The 18,329-nt window shown below is 47.7% G+C and carries 16 protein-coding genes; 4 read left to right on the top strand and 12 right to left on the bottom strand.

Translation table 11 applies throughout. The features are described 5' to 3' along the window. Positions 1–230: 230 nt before the first annotated feature. From ACZLMD_RS11510 to ACZLMD_RS11460, 11 genes are all read right to left on the bottom strand, one after another. The gene (locus tag ACZLMD_RS11510) at positions 231–2,102 is read right to left on the bottom strand and encodes a heavy metal translocating P-type ATPase (protein ID WP_489495727.1); all 1,872 of its coding nucleotides are present in this window, start codon (positions 2,100–2,102) and stop codon (positions 231–233) included. 18 nt (positions 2,103–2,120) lie between these two features. Beyond that, a complete protein-coding gene (locus ACZLMD_RS11505) occupies positions 2,121–2,339 on the bottom strand; it encodes a cation transporter (protein ID WP_022305396.1) in 219 nt (72 codons plus the stop codon). A 762-nt stretch (positions 2,340–3,101) separates the two neighbouring features. Further along, entirely contained in the window at positions 3,102–4,547 is a 1,446-nt protein-coding gene (locus tag ACZLMD_RS11500; RefSeq protein WP_482522114.1) for a 4Fe-4S dicluster domain-containing protein, read from the bottom strand. Between the two features lie 157 nt (positions 4,548–4,704). Next, a complete protein-coding gene (tsaD, locus tag ACZLMD_RS11495) occupies positions 4,705–5,727 on the bottom strand; it encodes a tRNA (adenosine(37)-N6)-threonylcarbamoyltransferase complex transferase subunit TsaD (protein WP_022305394.1) in 1,023 nt (340 codons plus the stop codon). Between the two features lie 91 nt (positions 5,728–5,818). Beyond that, positions 5,819–6,424 carry a DUF6715 family protein gene (locus ACZLMD_RS11490; RefSeq protein WP_022305393.1) on the bottom strand — a complete coding sequence of 202 codons (606 nt, stop codon included), beginning with the start codon at positions 6,422–6,424 and terminating at the stop codon, positions 5,819–5,821. Between the two features lies 1 nt (position 6,425). Beyond that, the gene (locus ACZLMD_RS11485; RefSeq protein WP_022305392.1) at positions 6,426–7,349 is read right to left on the bottom strand and encodes a ribonuclease Z; all 924 of its coding nucleotides are present in this window, start codon (positions 7,347–7,349) and stop codon (positions 6,426–6,428) included. Between the two features lie 44 nt (positions 7,350–7,393). Beyond that, a complete protein-coding gene (locus tag ACZLMD_RS11480) occupies positions 7,394–7,612 on the bottom strand; it encodes a hypothetical protein (protein ID WP_482522111.1) in 219 nt (72 codons plus the stop codon). 84 nt (positions 7,613–7,696) lie between these two features. Then, positions 7,697–8,134 carry a ribosomal protein S18-alanine N-acetyltransferase gene (rimI, locus tag ACZLMD_RS11475; RefSeq protein WP_482522112.1) on the bottom strand — a complete coding sequence of 146 codons (438 nt, stop codon included), beginning with the start codon at positions 8,132–8,134 and terminating at the stop codon, positions 7,697–7,699. After that, positions 8,121–8,831, bottom strand: a complete 711-nt coding sequence (tsaB, locus tag ACZLMD_RS11470) for a tRNA (adenosine(37)-N6)-threonylcarbamoyltransferase complex dimerization subunit type 1 TsaB (protein ID WP_158577252.1) — start codon at positions 8,829–8,831, stop codon at positions 8,121–8,123. Before tsaB ends, rimI begins: the two co-directional genes overlap by 14 nt. Positions 8,832–8,979: 148 nt before the next feature. After that, entirely contained in the window at positions 8,980–9,411 is a 432-nt protein-coding gene (tsaE, locus tag ACZLMD_RS11465) for a tRNA (adenosine(37)-N6)-threonylcarbamoyltransferase complex ATPase subunit type 1 TsaE (protein ID WP_022305388.1), read from the bottom strand. Further along, positions 9,408–9,944, bottom strand: a complete 537-nt coding sequence (locus tag ACZLMD_RS11460; RefSeq protein WP_022305387.1) for a YcxB family protein — start codon at positions 9,942–9,944, stop codon at positions 9,408–9,410. Before ACZLMD_RS11460 ends, tsaE begins: the two co-directional genes overlap by 4 nt. Positions 9,945–10,090: 146 nt before the next feature. Here ACZLMD_RS11460 and ACZLMD_RS11455 point away from each other — a divergent pair, with 146 nt between their 5' ends. After that, the gene (locus ACZLMD_RS11455) at positions 10,091–11,965 is read left to right on the top strand and encodes a hypothetical protein (RefSeq protein WP_482523176.1); all 1,875 of its coding nucleotides are present in this window, start codon (positions 10,091–10,093) and stop codon (positions 11,963–11,965) included. Between the two features lie 149 nt (positions 11,966–12,114). Here the strand turns inward: ACZLMD_RS11455 and ACZLMD_RS11450 are convergent, their stop codons facing one another. Further along, complete coding sequence (locus tag ACZLMD_RS11450) at positions 12,115–13,341, bottom strand: S1C family serine protease (RefSeq protein WP_489495726.1); 1,227 nt, start codon at positions 13,339–13,341, stop codon at positions 12,115–12,117. 173 nt (positions 13,342–13,514) lie between these two features. On the opposite strand from ACZLMD_RS11450, the gene ACZLMD_RS11445 reads away from it, so the two are divergent. From ACZLMD_RS11445 to ACZLMD_RS11435, 3 genes are all read left to right on the top strand, one after another. After that, positions 13,515–15,899: an endonuclease MutS2 gene (locus tag ACZLMD_RS11445; protein WP_489495725.1), complete on the top strand. Its 2,385-nt coding sequence runs from the start codon at positions 13,515–13,517 to the stop codon at positions 15,897–15,899. 89 nt (positions 15,900–15,988) lie between these two features. Next, positions 15,989–16,696 carry a response regulator gene (locus ACZLMD_RS11440; RefSeq protein ID WP_482522438.1) on the top strand — a complete coding sequence of 236 codons (708 nt, stop codon included), beginning with the start codon at positions 15,989–15,991 and terminating at the stop codon, positions 16,694–16,696. A gap of 25 nt (positions 16,697–16,721) precedes the next feature. Next, positions 16,722–18,149: a sensor histidine kinase gene (locus ACZLMD_RS11435; RefSeq protein WP_482522437.1), complete on the top strand. Its 1,428-nt coding sequence runs from the start codon at positions 16,722–16,724 to the stop codon at positions 18,147–18,149. Positions 18,150–18,329 lie beyond the last annotated feature (180 nt).

The raw sequence follows: 18,329 nt of genomic DNA, 5'->3' as shown, positions 1-18,329 counted from the left end.
CGAAGCTCTTTCTGGGTGCCTTCAGAAAACAGAATAATTAATTTTTTTTGATTTTTTTCGAATTTACTCTTGACAAAAGTCATTACATATCAGTTTGAGTATGATAATAATAAGGTATCAAAAATAAGAAGAAAGGGCATGCGCCATCCCAGGGCGCTGCCCCTTTAAGCCATCTATCATGAATTCACAAGGCAAAAGATTCGAAAAAACATCGCTTTTGCCTTCGTGCATTACAATTTCTTAACGGATAATGCACGGATTGCATTAAGCACCGCGATCACCATAACGCCGACATCGGCAAAAATTGCCGCCCACATGTTGGCAATACCAAGCGCACCGAGGATCAGACAGATCACTTTGATGCCAATGGCAAAATATATATTCTCGTATACGATGCGGATACATTTTCTGGCAATCTTGATCGCCTTCACAATCTTCATCGGATCATCATCCATCAAAACAATATCCGCCGCTTCAATGGCTGCATCAGATCCCATCGCTCCCATCGCAATACCGATATCTGCTCTGGAAAGCACCGGTGCATCGTTGATACCATCGCCGACAAATGCCAGCTTATCATGGGAACCCTGCTCGGCAAGAAGCTTCTCCACACTCGTTACCTTGTCTGCCGGCAAAAGTTCAGCATAATATTCTGTCAGGCCAAGCTCCTGTGCCACATGCTCCGCCACATTCCTGCGGTCGCCGGTAAGCATAACCGTCTTGCTGACACCCGCCTTCTTCAAACTCTTAATCGCCTCTGCGGAGGTCGGTTTGGACTGATCGGATATCAGGATGTTTCCTGCATATTTTCCATCTATTGCTACATGAACAATGGTTCCGATCTCATTCGATTCCTCGTAAGAAACACCAAGCTTTTTCATCAGCTTATCGTTACCGACAGCAACCTCTTTTCCATCAATGACAGCCTTAACACCGTTTCCGCTGATCTCTTCCACTTCTCCAATGCGGTTCTGATCAGCACTCTTTCCATATGCCTTCTGCAGGCTCTTACTGATCGGATGACCGGAGTAGCTCTCAGCCAGAGCCGCATACTCTAAAAGCTCTGCTTCGGTCATCCCCGCCGGATGAACCGATGTCACCGCAAACACACCCTGCGTCAGCGTACCGGTCTTATCAAATACAACACAGCTCGTCTGCGCAAGTGTCTCCAGATAGTTGGAGCCCTTTACCAGCACACCGGAACGGCTTGCTCCACCGATTCCCGCAAAGAAACTAAGCGGAATACTGATAACAAGTGCACACGGACAGCTGATAACCAGAAATGTCAGTGCGCGGAAGATCCACTCGCCCCAGTTCGGTGCGATGCGGAGAAACAGAATGCTGACAAGCGGCGGCAGGATTGCAAGTGCTGCCGCAAGATAACAGACGATCGGTGTATAATAATGCGCAAATTTTGAAATAAAATTCTCAGAACGTGACTTTCTGGAGCTTGCATTCTCTACCATGTCCAGAATCTTGGAAACCGTAGACTCGCCAAATTCCCTGGTCGTCTTGATCTCCAGCACACCGGTCATATTGATGCAGCCACTGATGATCTCATCGCCGGCTGCTGCATCTCTCGGCAAACTCTCTCCGGTCAGGGCACTTGTATTTAAGGAACTCTTTCCTTCCACAATAATACCGTCGATTGGCACCTTCTCTCCGGGCTGCACCACAATGATACTGCCGATCTCTACCTCGTCCGGATCCACCTGCTCCAGCTCACCGCTTTCCGTGCGGATATTTGCATAATCCGGACGGATATCCATCAGCTCGCTGATATTACGGCGGCTCTTGCCAACCGCATAGCTCTGGAACAGCTCACCGATCTGATAAAAGATCATAACCGCTACGCCCTCGGTATAATCGCCAAGTGCAATCGCACCGATCGTAGCAACTGCCATCAGGAAATTCTCATCGAACACCTGACGGTTCATAATGCCCTTTACCGCTTTACGCAGGATATCATAGCCGATCACCAGATAAGGGATCATGAACATTCCAAAGCGAAGATATCCCTTTACCGGAAGAAGCGATATCAAACCGACAAGGGCTACTGATATGATAATACGGATAAGTGCTTTTTTCTGCTTCTTCGTCATATCTCTTCACTCCTTCCTTTACAGGAAGATCTCACAATCGTCTTCCACTTTCTTGCAGTTCTTCAAAACGTCCTGCATAACAGCCTTTGGCTCACTGCCTTCCTCAAACTCAACAGACATCTTAAGCGTCATGAAGTTCACAACGGCATCCTTAACTCCCTCCGTTGCCTTTGCAGCCTCCTCCATCTTGTTTGCACAGTTTGCACAGTCAACATCAATCTTGTAAGTCTTTTTCATGATTATTTCCATCCTTTCAAATTCTATAAATTCGCTTTATATTTTAATCATTTGAACAATCATTCATATGTTCATTTATATTCTATGCACTCTCCTTCAAAATGTCAACACCTTTTTTTACATTTATCAAAATATTATCACATAAGGCTTCCCACGCCCATACTATTTCTTATGTCCAATTATCGGTAAATGGATTTTGCCTGCCAAAGGATTGAATAATCCGTGAGCTGTGACGAAAAAATTGTCTTGTCGCTAACGGATTTCAAAAAGTCTAATTGCTTTGCTACTTTGATTTTTGATAAACGCATCCTTCCGTACTCGCCCCGAGGTGGGATTCAGATGTTTCGAGAGGCACTTGCACCCGCCGGTACTTACGCCCCAAGTTTCAAAACTCCCCTCTTAATCCACTTAGCCCACTTAGCACTCGTGGCGTTATGTACCGCTGCGTGGTGCAGTGGTAGCGGGAGCGTGCCGCCCGAAATAGCTGACCCCACCTACGGGGCTCAGTCGTGCGGATGCGTATTTATCAAAGCATTGCAAATCAAAGACTTTTCAGAAATCCTACTGATCTGCGTCAATTTTTTCGTCACAGCTCACGGATCAATTTGTTTTCCGAGGCAAAATTACTATTTGACATTTGGACATAAGAAATAGTATGGGCGTATACCAAAAGCTGGTGTGGGAAGCCTTAGTAATCATCCTGACAAAAGAAAAAAGGAGACCATCCATTAAGGATGATCTCCTGATGATTACAGATTCTGTTTAGCGATGCTGTTCAAATGCACCCAGATCATAGTTCTTAAGGTTGTCAGTGATGCTTCTGTCATCGGCCTCGTCGATGAGCTTATCACGAACCTTCTTCGTCTTCATCGGATCTGCATATCCGCTTGGTCCGCCGACACAGCCGCCCTCACAGATCATACCCTCGACGAAGTCTTCCGGAAGTCTGCCTGCCTTGAGAAGCAGCATTGCCTTCTTACATTCCATTGCACCGTTTGCCTTGAATACCTTTGCATCTACCTCCTGATCCGTCTCCTTCATATACTCAAGAACGGATGCGGTAACTCCACCGGCATTACCATATCGCTTACCAAAGGTACTTGACTCCTGATATTCATTTGGAGCCGGCTCAAGCTCGATGTCCTTTGCCTTCATGATCGCACGGATCTCACTGTAGGTCAGGACAGCATCTGCATTCCCCTCAATCTTCTGGTCAACGACCTCAGACTTCTTACCGATACATGGTCCGATAAATACGGTATAACAATCCGGCTCTTTCGCCTTAAGCATACGTGAGATCATACACATCGGAGATACTGTCGTAGAGATCAAATCTGCCTGCTCCGGATAATGCTTACGGATCATATTAACGAATGCAGGACAGCATGACGTTGTCTTCTTCTCACCGGCATGGTATGCCTCGAGCCATTCCTCTGCCTCACTCTGCGTTGTCATATCTCCACCGAGTCCTACCTCGATCATATCTGCAAAGCCAACTTTCTGAAGAGCGATCTTCCAGCTCTCCATCGTAATGTCAGGTCCAAACTGTCCCTCTGTCGCAGGCGCTACCATACCGTATACCTTCTTGCCTGCCTTCAGTGCACCGATCACATCCAGGATAAAGGTCTTGGATCCGATCGCACCAAACGGGCACTTGTGGATACAGTGACCGCAGCGGATACACTTGCTCTCATCAATAACTGAGATTCCAAGATCATTGTATGTAATTGCATCAACAGGACATGCAAACTTACATGGACGCTTCAGATGAGCGATTGCATTGTAAGGACATGCCTTTGCACACATTCCACACTCTTTACATTTATTAGCATCAATATGAGAGCGCTTCTCTCCCGGTGAGATCGCACCGAACTTACAAGCATTCACACACGCCTTTCCAAGACAGTTCTGGCAGTTATCTGTTACAACATAACTGGAGATCGGGCAGTCCTCACAGGCGGATGAAATAACCTGAACGACATTGCCATTGTCCTCCGGGCCCGGTGCCTTTCCCTCTGCCAGACGAATACGCTGACGGATAATCTCGCGCTCTTTGTAAACACAGCATCGAAACTGTGGTGTCGGGCCAGGTATCATTTTACGCGGCAGGTGGTCTCTCTCCTCCTCAAGAGTTCCCTCAAAGGCAAGCTTTGCCACCTCATAAAGTACATCATGTTTGATTCTAATCACATTCTCATCTGCAAACATTTTTCTCTCCTTATCTCGTCCGTTCTGTTCATAATTATTGATCAATACGGGTTTCTCTTCCATCAAAAATGGTCAGAGATATCCCTCGGAGATAGTATAACACAAATTTGCCGATAATGAAATTATTTTTCTATAAACTTTTTTAATTGATATTTTTTCATCTTTGACCGATCTTGAGATTCGGAATTGCATTCAGGTCAAGATCGTGACGCGTGCCCGCCATATACTCATAGTACCCCTGTGATGCGATCATCGCCGCATTGTCGGTACAAAAGATCGGAGACGGATAGCAAAGGGCGATCCCCGCCTCATCACATGCCTGCTTCATTGCCGCACGCAGTGCAGAGTTTGACGCCACACCGCCTGCAACCGCGATCCTCTTTTCGCCAAGCTTCCCTGCGGCGCTGACGGCTTTTCCGACTAACACATCCACCACTGCCTGCTGGAAGGAGGCTGCCACGTCGGCACGATTGACCTCGATTCCCTTCATCTCACAGCCATTCAGATAATTAAGAACCGCTGACTTTACACCGGAGAAGCTGAAATCATATTCGCAGCCTTCGATCTTAGCGCGCGGAAACTCGATCGCGTGTGGATTACCTTCCTTTGCAAGCTTATCGATCTTAGGACCTCCCGGATAACCGAGTCCGATTGCTCTTGCAACCTTATCAAACGCCTCTCCCGCTGCATCGTCATGCGTATAACCAATAATCTCAAACTTGCCATACTCCAGCACGCGCACAAGATGCGTGTGTCCACCGGATACCACCAGACAAAGAAACGGTGGCTCCAGATCCGGATGCTCCAGATAGTTGGCGGCGATATGTCCCTCAATATGATGAACGCCGACTAACGGCTTGCCTGCCGCATAAGCGATCGCCTTTGCTTCACCAACACCAACCAGAAGTGCTCCAACCAGTCCGGGTCCATACGTCACACTGACCGCATCAATCTCCTCCAGTGTCACATCCGCATCGGCAAGTGCCTGCCCGATCACCTGATTGATCCTCTCGACGTGCTTTCTGGATGCGATCTCCGGCACAACTCCTCCATATAATGTATGTATGTCTATCTGTGATGAGATCACATTGGACAGCACACTGCGCCCGTTCTTCACAACGGAGGCTGCCGTCTCATCGCAGGAGCTTTCAATTCCCAGTATCAATATATCTTTTTCCATGTTGATCCTCATTTCCGCACGACCCTCTATGCCGGACCAATGCTTCTTTTGCAGAATATAATGGCATATCAGGTCTTTTCCTATGTATTATTTAATGTCCGTCTGCTTCTTTTGCCGTGATCTGTTGCCAGCCAAGGATCTTCCAGTGTCCCTCGCTGTCCTTGCGGCAGATGTATTTTGCATATGACTCTGTTGTTTTGGACTTCTTGGAGGTCTGCAGCACTGATGCGATCAACGTTGCTTCATCTTTGCCGTCCACCTGCGCATACTCCACCTGTTCATCCTCTTCTACAATATAGGAAGAGATGAAATTTTTATTGTCATCAAACTTCTGGATGTCCTTCTTAAGTGCTTCGTACATATCCTTTTCAGAATTGCCCTTCTGCTGCAAAAGCTCCTCATCGTACAAGGTACGCTGCTGCTCATATAACGCTTTGCGGTCCTTTTCCTTCATATTGGTATTGTACATGCATTTATTCAGGCGCCAGAACAGCTTTACCACCTCAGTCGGTGTTCCCGGATATTCCAGTTCCAGATCCTTGGCAAGCAGCTTGCCGACTTCTGTCTTTGGAAGTGCGGACTGTCCTTTTTCTTCGGCTTCCTTCTGCTGATAAATACGAACCCCGGCAAATATCAGAACTGCCGCTGCCACAAGAACCACAAATACGATCAAGATCTTTTTGGTCATTTTGTCCATTTCAATCCTCTCCTTCCTCATCCACAAAGTCGAGTGTCTTACTCCACCGGTCTCTTCCTGCATGCGCGTGCGGGAAAATCTTCCGAACTTCCTTCATGTAGTCCTCCGGATGCAGCATGGACGGACTGTAATGTGTCAGCCACATTTCTTTTACTTCTGCTTTCCGCCCAAGCCTTGCCGCCTCATACATCGTCATATGCTTAAACTCGGCTGCCTTTTTCTGCTTGTCACGATCTCCGTACATTCCCTCACAGATAAACAGATCGGAGCCGGCGGCATTGTCTGCAATAATGTCCATCGGTCTTGTATCTGTACAATAGGTAAGCTTAATGCCTCGTCTGGCAGGCCCGATCACCATGTCCGGCGTAAATATCCTGCCATCCTGCTCGATAGTTTCCCCCTTCTGAAGTCTGCTCCACAGCTTCAGCGGAACCTCATTTGCCTTTGCAAGCTCCGGATGGAACTTTCCGCCTCTCGGCACTGTGATCGTATATCCATAGCAGGGCACATTGTGATTGACCCGGAAGGCTTTGATATGATATCCATTGACATGAAGCTCCTGCTCCTTCTCGCTCAATTCTATAAAACGAACATCAAACGGAAGTCCCGGAGCGATCACACGAAGTGCATTCACGGTCTTTTCCAGTCCCTTCGGACCGATCATCGTCACCGGACGGGTTCGGTCTGAATTGCCCATTGAAAGCAAAAGTCCCGGCAGTCCGCTGATATGATCTCCGTGATAATGCGTGAAACAGATCGTGTCGATCGGATTGACACTCCATCCCTTCTCACGGATCGCGATCTGCGTTCCTTCACCACAATCCACCAGAAGACTGCTTCCCTCAAGTCTGGTCATCATGGCGGTAAGCCATCTGCCCGGCAGCGGCATCATTCCGCTGGTTCCTAACAAACATACATCTAACATAATCCACCTCTTCCCGTCTCTGAACGAATCCGTGGACTATTGTATCACAATTCCGTTGCTTCTGTCACCTCCGGCGGAATAACAAATTTCTTCACCATGGCATCGTAACAGTCCTCGCATAACAGGAAAGAATGGATCTGTCCATCTCTTTTCGAAAAATATCCCCATTGCTTCTTTCCTTCAAAGACGTCTTCTCTCAATATTCCGTTTTCCGATTTTAAAATGCGGCCGCATCTATTGCAGCATAAGTTTTTCTCTGCCATCTGATCCATCTCCTGTCTTTTGTTCTAAAGCAAGTATATCGCGGTCGACAGGATCTGTATAGTGGAAAACACAGGAAAGAACCGTTACAAATGCTTCTGCATGATCAGTGCATCCTCCTGTGGATCTCTGTAATAGCCGCGACGCCTTGAGATCACTGCAAAGCCAAGCTTTTCATAAAGACCGATGGCAGCCACGTTACTCTCCCGCACCTCCAAAAGCACCTGCTCAACGCCCTTGTCCAGACAGCGTTCAAAGGCTTCCCGAAGTAATGCCTCTGCAAGTCCTCTGCGTCGGCATCTCTCATCGACTGTGACATTACACAGATCTGCCGTTTCAAAGGAGCAAAAGAAAACACAGCTTCCTGCCACATCCCCCTCACATTCTGCCACAAGATAGATCCGTTCATCATCCTTAAGATGCTCCATATAATCCTGCTCGCTCCACGGATGCGTAAAATTCTGCCTTCCGATCCGGCAGACCTCACCCACCTGTGCCGGTTCCATTGTTTTAATCTGCTGCATGTAATCTCTCTTCTCTCTCCCGCTCCGCCTGTGATTTGCGCAGGTAAACGGGACGATGCTCTGCGGCTGTCTCCACTCTTCCTTGATGATAATAAAGGGCTCCAAGTGCTGCAACTGCTGCCGCTCTCTGTCTCGACATATGTGCCGGTGCAAAGCTGTATTCATTGACAATCTCTTCGCGGATAATCTCCTCATAAACAGGAACACCATCCCCGAGGAAATGAACCTTGACCGGGTACTGCGAAAGCTCCTTTAACAGATCATGGATATCCATCGCACACTGATCCATGACCTCCACCATCTGTCCCTCACGCATCTCATAGACACCGGTATACACCTGATTGCGGCGTGCATCCATGATCGGACAGATAAAGCCGTCACTCTCGGCAAGCTGGTATGCCAATCCCTCCAGCGTCGGCACCGGAATAATCGGTTTATCAAGCACCAGTCCCAGTCCCTTCACCGTGGATGAGCCGATACGAAGTCCCGTAAAGGAACCCGGACCTGCTGCCACAGCGATCGCATCAAGCTCCTCAAGAGGGATCCCCGAAAAATCAACAACTTCCTTTATCATAGGAAGAAGCGTCTGTGAATGTGTCTTTTTATTATTGACGGTAAATTCCGCCACTACGGTATCGCCGGATAACACAGCGGCGGAAGCAGCTAAGCCTGAACTGTCAACTCCTAATATCTTCATCTTAATCCTCATTTCTGCACACATTCTTTGCACACAACGGGTTTGTGTCAAGTGCGCACAGGCACAAATCCGCAATCTGTCATCTCTGCCGGTCCTGCTTTCCCCACATGTCAGCCCTTATCCGTGCAGACTTCGACCAAATAATATATCAGTTTCTGTCAATGGTAATCGTCCTGTAGTCAAAGCCCTTATCAAGCTCCTTTTCAATGGTCACGCAAATAACATGCTCCGGGATCAGTTCTTTGATCAGTGATGCCCATTCGATCAGACACACACCCTCTCCAAAGAAATAATCCTCATAACCGATCTCATCCATCTCCTCCGGATCTGCAATCCGGTATACATCAAAATGATACAACGGCAGTCTGCCACTCTCATAAATCTGCATGATCGTAAATGTCGGGCTGCTGATCGGCTCCTCAATGCCAAGCCCCTTGCCAAAGCCCTTGGTAAAAACGGTCTTTCCAACACCAAGATCACCGTTTAATAATACGATATCTCCCGGACGGCAGTCACCACCAAGCTTCTGCCCCAGCGCAAATGTATCCTTCTCGCTCCGGCTTTCTATTACCTCTGTCATTTCGGATCCTCCTGCTTTGTCTCCGCTTCCTGTGACGGATCATAATCTTTATAATACCCCAGCCTCTCCTCAACACAGGCGCGGATCTGTTCGAAGCTGTCTCCGCACTGGTCTGCCGGAAAGATAAATGCTCTGACCGGAGACATATAAAGATACAGCGCCTTTGCCGTATAAATACACTTGCGGACATCATACCATTTCACGCATGCCTCCTGCTCTCCCTGGGAAACCGTGATCTGTTCCTCTGACAGAGTGTAATGAAGCGATGCATTGATATCTTTATTCTGTTTCGCCTGTGCGGCAGACTTTCCGTAAAGCATCACCGGCTGCACGATCGTGAAAAGACAGCCTATAATAAATAACGCAAGCTTCGCCGTCGTATCCAGTGCCCCGAAACGAACTGCCAGAATGATCCAGCATGCAAGGCTGATCACCACGCCAAAAATACCGGACACCCCTGAATAAGTATGGCGCATAGAGAACCGGTACAGATCCTTCGCTGTCAGTTCCACGTCAAATTCTATATCCTTCATGAAATATCTCCTGTTCTTCCTTATTTTAGCATCATTATAGCAGAATATGGCGAAAAAACAATATATACAAAAGCTTCGTCATATGTTATCTTTAAAATCAGAGAAGCATTGTGGGGAACAGTTACATGTAGAAAAGAGGGGTACTTATGGATATTTCCAATATGACAATAGATGATATCCGCCAGCAGGTCGAAGAGCAGATTGATTTCGACCGCCTTGAAGAATTAAATGCCCAGCTCGAGAAGGATATTCGGGGCATTCTGGATTCCTGCGGATTATATTACCGGATCTTCTCCCGCGTCAAAACCAAAAATTCCATCAGCAAAAAGCTGTTTAACGGCAAATACGGCACCAGGCAGAATCCCAAGAAGGTACAGGATCTGATCGGTCTTCGTATTGTACTTTATTATTCCGACGACTTAAGCATCGGCAGAGAGATCATGGAGAACACCTTTCTGCGCACCGGCACCTGGTCCAGAAATGATTTTAATGCGGCAGAGTTCCGCGCCACCAAAATAAACGGTGTATTCAAGCTTCCATCCGAGCATTTTAAGCTGTATACCAGCGAGCTTTGGCAGCTTCCGATCGATACCACCTTCGAGATCCAGTTCCGTACCGTATTTTTCGAGGGCTGGCATGAAATTGAGCACGACATGCGCTACAAGAGTCTGCTGCCGGACGACAAGTTCTGGGAGAACAGTGAGGATCTTTCCCGGATCCTGCACTGTATTCTTGCCAATCTGGAGCTTTCCGACTGGTCTTTGGTGCAGCTTTTCGAGCATCTTTCCTACAATCATTACCAGAACGGCAACTGGGATCTGATGCTCAAAAGCCATTTCCGTCTGCGCATGGAGGACAAGGAACCGCTCGCGCCGGCGATCACCGCTCTTTTTGACGAGAACCGCCGTCTCGCCAAGCAGTTTTTCAAATGTGAGAAGATCACACTGGTGCGTGAGCTGTTAAAACAGGATTACATTCCAAAGATCACATTTGACCTTATCGTCCGTCTTCTGAATGAAAGCACTGTGCACGATGAACGCATCTCTGCTTATTATAAAGAGCATGATCCGCTCGCCGTAAAGACACCGGCACCGGCACGCAAAGCGTTAAGTCCGCTTGACTCCAACACACTGTTTCATCTGGATATTCCGCTTTTACATAAACCGGTCAGGGATGTCAGAACCGAGTTTCACAATGCATCGCACATCATTTACCGCTGGATCCGCTATAAGCTGAGCCATGTATTTCCGGAGCTTCCGGCAGAGCTTGAAACACTTTCCATGCACCTTCCGGGCTATGATTTTCAGTGCTTCTGGCAGCCGGACGATTTCCTGTTTACCGCTGAGTTTTCCTATATCGACGATCAGATGCCCGGTACGCTGTGGCATATCACGGCATCCGTTACATCACCGGATCACGGATCATCGCTGATGTTTCATCATCACACCAGGCTGCACACACCGACTACCGCACTTCACCGCGAAAGTTTCAGCAAGCCGTCCTATCTGTCAGAGCTTTCCTCTAAGATCGGTCTGGTGGATCTGGAACGCCTCGGAACGCAGGGACGCTTTGTCAATACCGATGAGGGCTTTATCGCTTTAAGGCACCTCCTGCATGATCCGGAAAGACGTCTGCCTGTCGTCGTGATCACACAGCATCAGGCTTTAGAGACAGACAACTCCAACGAATACCGCGAAGGCTACGATATGAATACCTTCCCGATCAACGGCACACGTCTTGCCAAGGTGATCGGTCTGTATTCCCATGTTTATATGCTTGATCAGAATATCGCAAGACAGCTTATCGTCAACGGCAGGAAGGATAACGAGGTTAACCACGGAGGAATCCTTATCTTCTGGCCGGTTTCATCTGGAAAAGAAACAACTGTTTACACAAGTCAGATGATCCGCGAAGCACATTTCGACTATAATCGTTTTGCCTACCATGAGCAGAATTTCAATGAGAAGGCATTTCGCTCCAAGCTGGCGCAGATCATCAAGGATGACCATGTTACCCACTGACAAGCGGTTCCATAGGAATCTCTTACAAAACGCACGAAGCGGACATATCCTCACAGGGGTATGTCCGCCTTTATTTTAATATATGGGTAATTGCTCATAACATAACAAAACGGGAAAAACACCGGTTTCCCGCTTATTATGTTAATTGTCTATTTCAGTTCAACCTTAACGCTTTTCTTTTTCTGCTTGCCGGAACAGCTTCTGCACAATCCCACAGTGATCCGATCTCCTCTTTCATGCGTTGAAAAACAAAGACTCAGGTCCTTCATACTGCGGATCTTATTGCCATCAATCGAATCGATCACGTCTGCCACACGGACACCACCGTGATACGCCGGGGACTTCAGCAGAACCTCCGTCACATAAATTCCCTTTCCGTTCTCCATATCCTTGCCCCGAATGCCAAAGGTAACCGGTGTCTTCTCCTCCACGATCGCCTCCGCTGCAACCGCAATATCTTCTGCCGAAATAAATGCCCAGTTTGTATCTCCTGTCGTACGTTGATAAGCATCTGTGATCATACCGACCATACGACCTTCGATATCAGAAACAAAACCATCGCCTCCCTCGGTATATGCAATATCCGTCACATACACGGTCAGGCAGTCATCCACCGCCTGCACGGTCATATCCGTGTTGACCACATTGCCCGGCATCACAGACTTCATGATCCCATTCGGACACCCAAACAGAAGGACACGGTCATTTAACTCCAGTGCCGTATCAGATGCATCCTGCGTAAAATCGATCACATAAATCTGATTCATTGTGCTTTTGGAAATATCATTCACATCCATGCGAAGTACTGCAATTCCGAGATTATCATCGGTTGCCACAAGCGTAGCTGCCGCACTCTTCCCATTGGCGAAGGATACCTCAAGACTCCCCTTCTCCACAAGCGAGGATACCTGTGTCAGAACATAAAGTGAAGAACCTCTCCGCTTAAAGATCAGTCCGCTCTGAAGCACATCCTCCTTATCGCTTCTCTGATACCAGCTTTCGGTGTGGAGCTTATCCACCGTCACGATCGCCTTGTTGCACTGCTCTCCGATGTTCTTGATCCTGTCCCAATAGTTCTCATAGGCAGCAAGCATATCCGATTCCGTTGACGGTCGTGGTGTCTGCTTTGTACCGGCTGATGTCTCCTTTGCATCATTCAAAAGACTTTCCCGATATATTCTGGCATCCCGCTTCTCCAGAACATCCTGAACCTTCCAGAACGTCACAGATGCCGTGCCGCCAAAAACCACAGCGAGAACAATCACATACACCGCCCTCTTTATAATGCCAGCCGGCTTTCTCTTATGAGGCTCCTGCACTGCCTCCTGTAAAAAGCAATACTCCTGATCATTCGTATCCTTTTCTTTTCTTGACATAATTTATTAACTCTCCATCTGATCGACATAACAACCTACTTATATAAATGTTATCACATACATATGAATAGTTTATGAATAAGCCGTAAATAGGATATTTTAATTTTATGTTGCAGTATCTTAGCTGTCTGGTGTATGATGATATTAATTGTATTGAAATGAGGACAATTGTAATGAACGAGAAAGTATTACAGACATTAGAATATAATAAAATCATTGAGAAATTAGTCACCTATGCGGCTTCACCTTCCGGTCGTGAAGCCTGCCGCACGTTAAAACCGCAGACCGACAGCCGCTGGATCGAGACCGCGCAGCGCGAGACGTCCGATGCCCTGACTCACATCCTGACCAAGGGCGAACTTTCCTTCTATGGTATTGAAGATATCCGTCCCGCACTCAAGCGGCTGGAAATCGGATCTTCCTTAGGAAGTCATGAGCTATTGGACATTGCAAAGCTTTTATCCGCCGCAGGCTCTGTCAAGAATTATTTCCGCCAGTCCCTTCGTGAGGATGATTCAACCGGCGATTCTCTGGATGAGCGCTACCGTCTGATCGAACCGCTGTCGCTACTGATGCAGGAGATCCGACGATGCATTCCGGACGAAGACAACATTGCCGACGATGCTTCCACGGGACTTGCACAGATACGCCGTCAGCTCAAGCTGACCAACGACCGCATTCACGAACAGCTAAGCAGTATTGTCAACGGCTCTGCCCGCAGCATGCTTCAGGACTCCATCATTACGATGCGAAACGGACGCTACTGTCTGCCGGTCAAGGCGGAGTACCGTTCTTCCTTCCGCGGCATGCTTCATGACCAGTCTGCAACCGGTTCTACTCTTTTCATTGAGCCGGCCGCGATCGTAAAGCTGAACAATGATATTCGCCAGTTAGAACTGAAGGAACAGGAAGAGATCGACAAGATCCTGGCAGATTTAAGCAATCTTGCTGCGGAGCAATCTTTCTTCCTCGCACAGAATTACCGTGTTCTGTGTGAACTGGATTTTATTTTTGCACGCGCCATGCTGTCCAAGCATATGCGCGGGACGCGCCCGATATTCCCGACAGAAGGTTATATCGAGATCAAAAAGGGACGTCATCCGTTGATTGATCCCAAGAAGGTTGTTCCGATCGATATTCACATAGGCAGGGATTTTTCACTCCTGGTCGTAACCGGTCCCAACACCGGTGGTAAGACCGTATCACTCAAGACAGTCGGTCTGTTCTGTCTGATGGGACAGGCCGGACTTCATATTCCGGCATTTGACAATTCCTGTCTGAAGATATTCGATGAGATTTACGCTGATATCGGTGATGAGCAGAGTATTGAGCAGAGTCTCAGTACTTTCTCCTCTCACATGGTCAACACCGTATCCATCCTTGAGAGGGCAGATGCCGACAGCCTCGTCCTTTTCGATGAGCTTGGTGCCGGAACGGATCCTACAGAGGGTGCCGCACTCGCTACGGCGATTCTTTCCAATCTGCACAAGCGCGGCTGCCTTGTCATGGCAACAACCCACTACAGTGAATTAAAGCTTTATGCACTGCAGACACCGGATGTACAGAACGCCTGCTGTGAATTTGACGTTGCAACCCTTCAGCCTACCTACCGTCTTCTGATCGGCATCCCCGGCAAGAGTAATGCTTTTGCCATATCCGGCAAGCTCGGTCTGAGTCAGGATATCATAGAGGACGCCAGAGAGCGCGTCTCCTCCGACGCCCAGAACTTTGAAGATGTGCTGAGTGATCTGGAGGCTTCCCGCATCAAGCTCGAGAAGGAGCAGAAAGCAATCACGGAAAGCCGAAAGGAAATATCCCGTCTCAAGAAGGAGCTGCGTGAGAAGACCGAAAAGATCGAACAATCCAAAGAAAAGATCCTGCAGAATGCCAATCAGGAGGCCGGTAAGATCCTTGCCGAAGCCAAAACCGTAGCAGATGATACGATCCGCAAATACACCAAATGGGCGAAAAGTGACCGTCACATTCAGGAAATGGAACGGGAACGTGCCAATCTGCGCAGCCGCATGAATAAGCACCAGGATCTGTCCGGCAGCAAACCGCAGCAGAAGCGCAAAAAGAAAGCACTCAAGGCTGCAGATCTGATGATCGGCTCCAACGTGCATATCCTGACCTTAAACGCCAACGGAACCGTCAGCACACTTCCAAATGAGAAGGGAGATCTCTTTGTCCAGGCAGGTCTGCTCCGTACACAGGTCAACATTAAGGATCTGGAACTGCTCCCGGATGAGAAGCCAAAGCAGACCGAGAAACGCCAAAACGGTAGCGGAAGAATCCGTATCGATAAGGCCGCTTCCATCCATCAGGAGGTGAATCTGATCGGTATGACCGTTGACGAGGCGATGCCGGTTTTAAATAAATACCTGGACGATGCCTATCTGGCTCATATGTCACAGGTCACTGTGATCCACGGACGAGGCACGGGAGCACTGCGCAAGGCAGTGCACCAGCAGCTTGCAAAACTCAAATATGTAAAGTCCTACCGTCTTGGTGAATTTGGAGAAGGAGACATGGGCGTTACTATCGTTTGTTTCAAATAAATGATGCCAGGGTCAAATACCTTTTGCCCTAACATCAATGCATATAAATATTTTAAGCACAGGAAACGGAGAAAGGAATGCGAGATAATATGGCAGATAAACAGAAAATCCTAATCGTAGATGACGATAACAATATTGCAGAGCTTGTCAGCTTATACCTGATCAAGGAATGTTTCGATACACAGATTGCCAATGATGGCGAGGAGGCACTTGCCGCTATTCAGAACTACCAGCCTGATCTGGTTGTACTGGACATCATGCTTCCGGGAATGAGCGGCTACGATGTACTCCGGGAGCTTCGCAAAACATCGAATCTCCCTGTGATCATGCTGTCCGCCAAAGGAGAAACCTTTGACAAGGTTCTTGGTCTGGAATTAGGTGCGGATGACTATGTCATGAAACCATTTGACACAAAAGAGCTCGTCGCACGTATCAAAGCGGTTCTGCGCCGTTATGTACACGAAAACTCTACCTCGGAAACAGAAGCGATTCCGAAGGAGTGCGTCACCTATCCAAATCTTATCATCAATCTCACCGATTACTCGGTGTACTATTTTAAACAACGTGTGGAAATGCCCCCAAAGGAATTAGAACTGTTCTATTTCCTGGCATCACATCCGAATCAGGTTTTCACCAGAGAACAGCTTTTAGATAATATCTGGAGCTATGATTATATCGGTGACACCCGTACCGTCGATGTCCACATCAAGCGATTGCGTGAAAAGTTTTCCCAGCCGGCCGCATGGAACATTGCTACCGTCTGGGGTGTCGGTTATAAGTTTGAATACCACACATAGCATGCACCGGTAATGGAGAGTTCCCATGAAAATATCAATTCGAACCATTTATGTAACAACATTTCTGATCCTTGCGACAGTGATGTTCATCCTGATCCATTTTCTTGGTGTGCATCAGATCTCGCAAAGTCTGATATCTGACCGCAAGGCAGCTCTTTACGAAGAGGCAAGTGCGCTCTCCGGTCGTTACTTTTTCAATGTGAAGTCGATCAATGAATTTGATGACTACACAGAGGACGCTCTCAGAGAACGTATGACCTCTTTGCAGGTCATGAGTCATGCACGTTATTTTCTTGTTGATACAACCGGTCGGATCTCTATTGATTCCGCCGACACCCAGAGTCTGGAGGGGCAAAACTTCAATGACCTGAACCCGACCTTTCTGGACAACGACACCTATATCGGCCACCTCAAAAGCGACTCCCTTCCGTCAGAGATTTTATCTGTCATCTATCCGCTTTCCGAGAATTCCGATCTGAACGGATATCTGGTCATTATGACTTCCTTAGCAGATCTTCGTTCTAACGCACATCTGCTTGTCCGGAAACTGGATGTCTGTTTTGTCCTGTTTTTCCTGTTTCTGATACTCATCATGGTACAGCTATACTGTCTGACGCTTCATCCGATCCGCCAGCTTTCACAGACGATCCGGGAATATTGTACCGGTCATTTCGACCGCAGCATGATACATCTTCCTTTCCAGGAATATTCCAAGCTGATCAAATCCATCGAGGATCTTGCCACCTTCAGTCAGAACGCCAACTCCTATCAGAAAGATTTTGTCGCAAATGTATCCCATGATTTTCGTTCTCCGCTCACAAATATCAAGGGATACATCGGAGCAATGCTAGATGGTACGATTCCGCACGAGATCCAGGAGAAATATCTGAAGATCATTCTGATGGAAACAAACCGCCTCACGAAGCTCACCGAACAGCTTCTGGAGCTGAACAAGTACGAAAATAACGGGATTTTACTAAACTATACAGCTTTTGATATCAATGAAGTGATCCGCAATGCAGCCTCCAGCTTTGAGAAGCGGTGTACCGAGAAAAAGATTTCGATCCACCTGATGTTTGGTTCCCCGTCCTTCTTCGTGGATGCCGACCGCGATAAAATTTCGCAGGTGGTTCACAATCTGATCGACAACGCTGTCAAATTCAGTTCAACAGACTCCTCCATCGAAATCCAGACAGCCGAACAGAAGGGCAAGATCTTCGTCACAGTCAGCGATCACGGCATTGGTATCCCGGAAGAAAGCCTGCCACATATCTGGGATCGTTTTTACAAAACAGATGTTTCCCGCGGCAAGGATAAAACAGGTTCCGGACTCGGTCTTGCAATCACACGCGAGATCGTTGAGGCACATCATGAGTATATCCATGCAACCAGCATCCTGGGCAGCGGAACAGATTTCTCTTTCTCATTATCGCCGCATTCCTCCGGTTTCTAAACAGATGATATTATTTAGCGGAAATCAAAAGTAAAACAGCGTTGTGCCTTTGATTTCCACTATGTTATGAGCACTTTTAAATCGAGTAGGAGGCGGTGACTAACCGCCGTCCTCTCACACCACCGTGCGTACCGTTCGGTACACGGCGGTTTCAATAGTTGACGTGCACAGACTGATAGG

The organism is Jutongia sp., assembly GCF_057878315.1.
This window is presented reverse-complemented; position numbering and strand designations above follow the sequence as displayed.

Excerpts from the sequence above, each read along its gene's own strand:
- tsaB (WP_158577252.1), bottom strand. The coding sequence starts at position 8,831 with ATGAAGATATTAGGAGTTGACAGTTCAGGCTTAGCTGCTTCCGCCGCT.
- ACZLMD_RS11435 (WP_482522437.1), top strand. The coding sequence starts at position 16,722 with ATGAAAATATCAATTCGAACCATTTATGTAACAACATTTCTGATCCTT.
- ACZLMD_RS11440 (WP_482522438.1), top strand. The coding sequence starts at position 15,989 with ATGGCAGATAAACAGAAAATCCTAATCGTAGATGACGATAACAATATT.
- tsaE (WP_022305388.1), bottom strand. The coding sequence starts at position 9,411 with ATGACAGAGGTAATAGAAAGCCGGAGCGAGAAGGATACATTTGCGCTG.
- rimI (WP_482522112.1), bottom strand. The coding sequence starts at position 8,134 with ATGCAGCAGATTAAAACAATGGAACCGGCACAGGTGGGTGAGGTCTGC.
- ACZLMD_RS11490 (WP_022305393.1), bottom strand. The coding sequence starts at position 6,424 with ATGGACAAAATGACCAAAAAGATCTTGATCGTATTTGTGGTTCTTGTG.
- ACZLMD_RS11505 (WP_022305396.1), bottom strand. The coding sequence starts at position 2,339 with ATGAAAAAGACTTACAAGATTGATGTTGACTGTGCAAACTGTGCAAAC.
- ACZLMD_RS11485 (WP_022305392.1), bottom strand. The coding sequence starts at position 7,349 with ATGTTAGATGTATGTTTGTTAGGAACCAGCGGAATGATGCCGCTGCCG.
- ACZLMD_RS11510 (WP_489495727.1), bottom strand. The coding sequence starts at position 2,102 with ATGACGAAGAAGCAGAAAAAAGCACTTATCCGTATTATCATATCAGTA.
- ACZLMD_RS11480 (WP_482522111.1), bottom strand. The coding sequence starts at position 7,612 with ATGGCAGAGAAAAACTTATGCTGCAATAGATGCGGCCGCATTTTAAAA.
- ACZLMD_RS11500 (WP_482522114.1), bottom strand. The coding sequence starts at position 4,547 with ATGTTTGCAGATGAGAATGTGATTAGAATCAAACATGATGTACTTTAT.
- ACZLMD_RS11460 (WP_022305387.1), bottom strand. The coding sequence starts at position 9,944 with ATGAAGGATATAGAATTTGACGTGGAACTGACAGCGAAGGATCTGTAC.
- ACZLMD_RS11445 (WP_489495725.1), top strand. The coding sequence starts at position 13,515 with ATGAACGAGAAAGTATTACAGACATTAGAATATAATAAAATCATTGAG.
- tsaD (WP_022305394.1), bottom strand. The coding sequence starts at position 5,727 with ATGGAAAAAGATATATTGATACTGGGAATTGAAAGCTCCTGCGATGAG.
- ACZLMD_RS11450 (WP_489495726.1), bottom strand. The coding sequence starts at position 13,341 with ATGTCAAGAAAAGAAAAGGATACGAATGATCAGGAGTATTGCTTTTTA.
- ACZLMD_RS11455 (WP_482523176.1), top strand. The coding sequence starts at position 10,091 with ATGGATATTTCCAATATGACAATAGATGATATCCGCCAGCAGGTCGAA.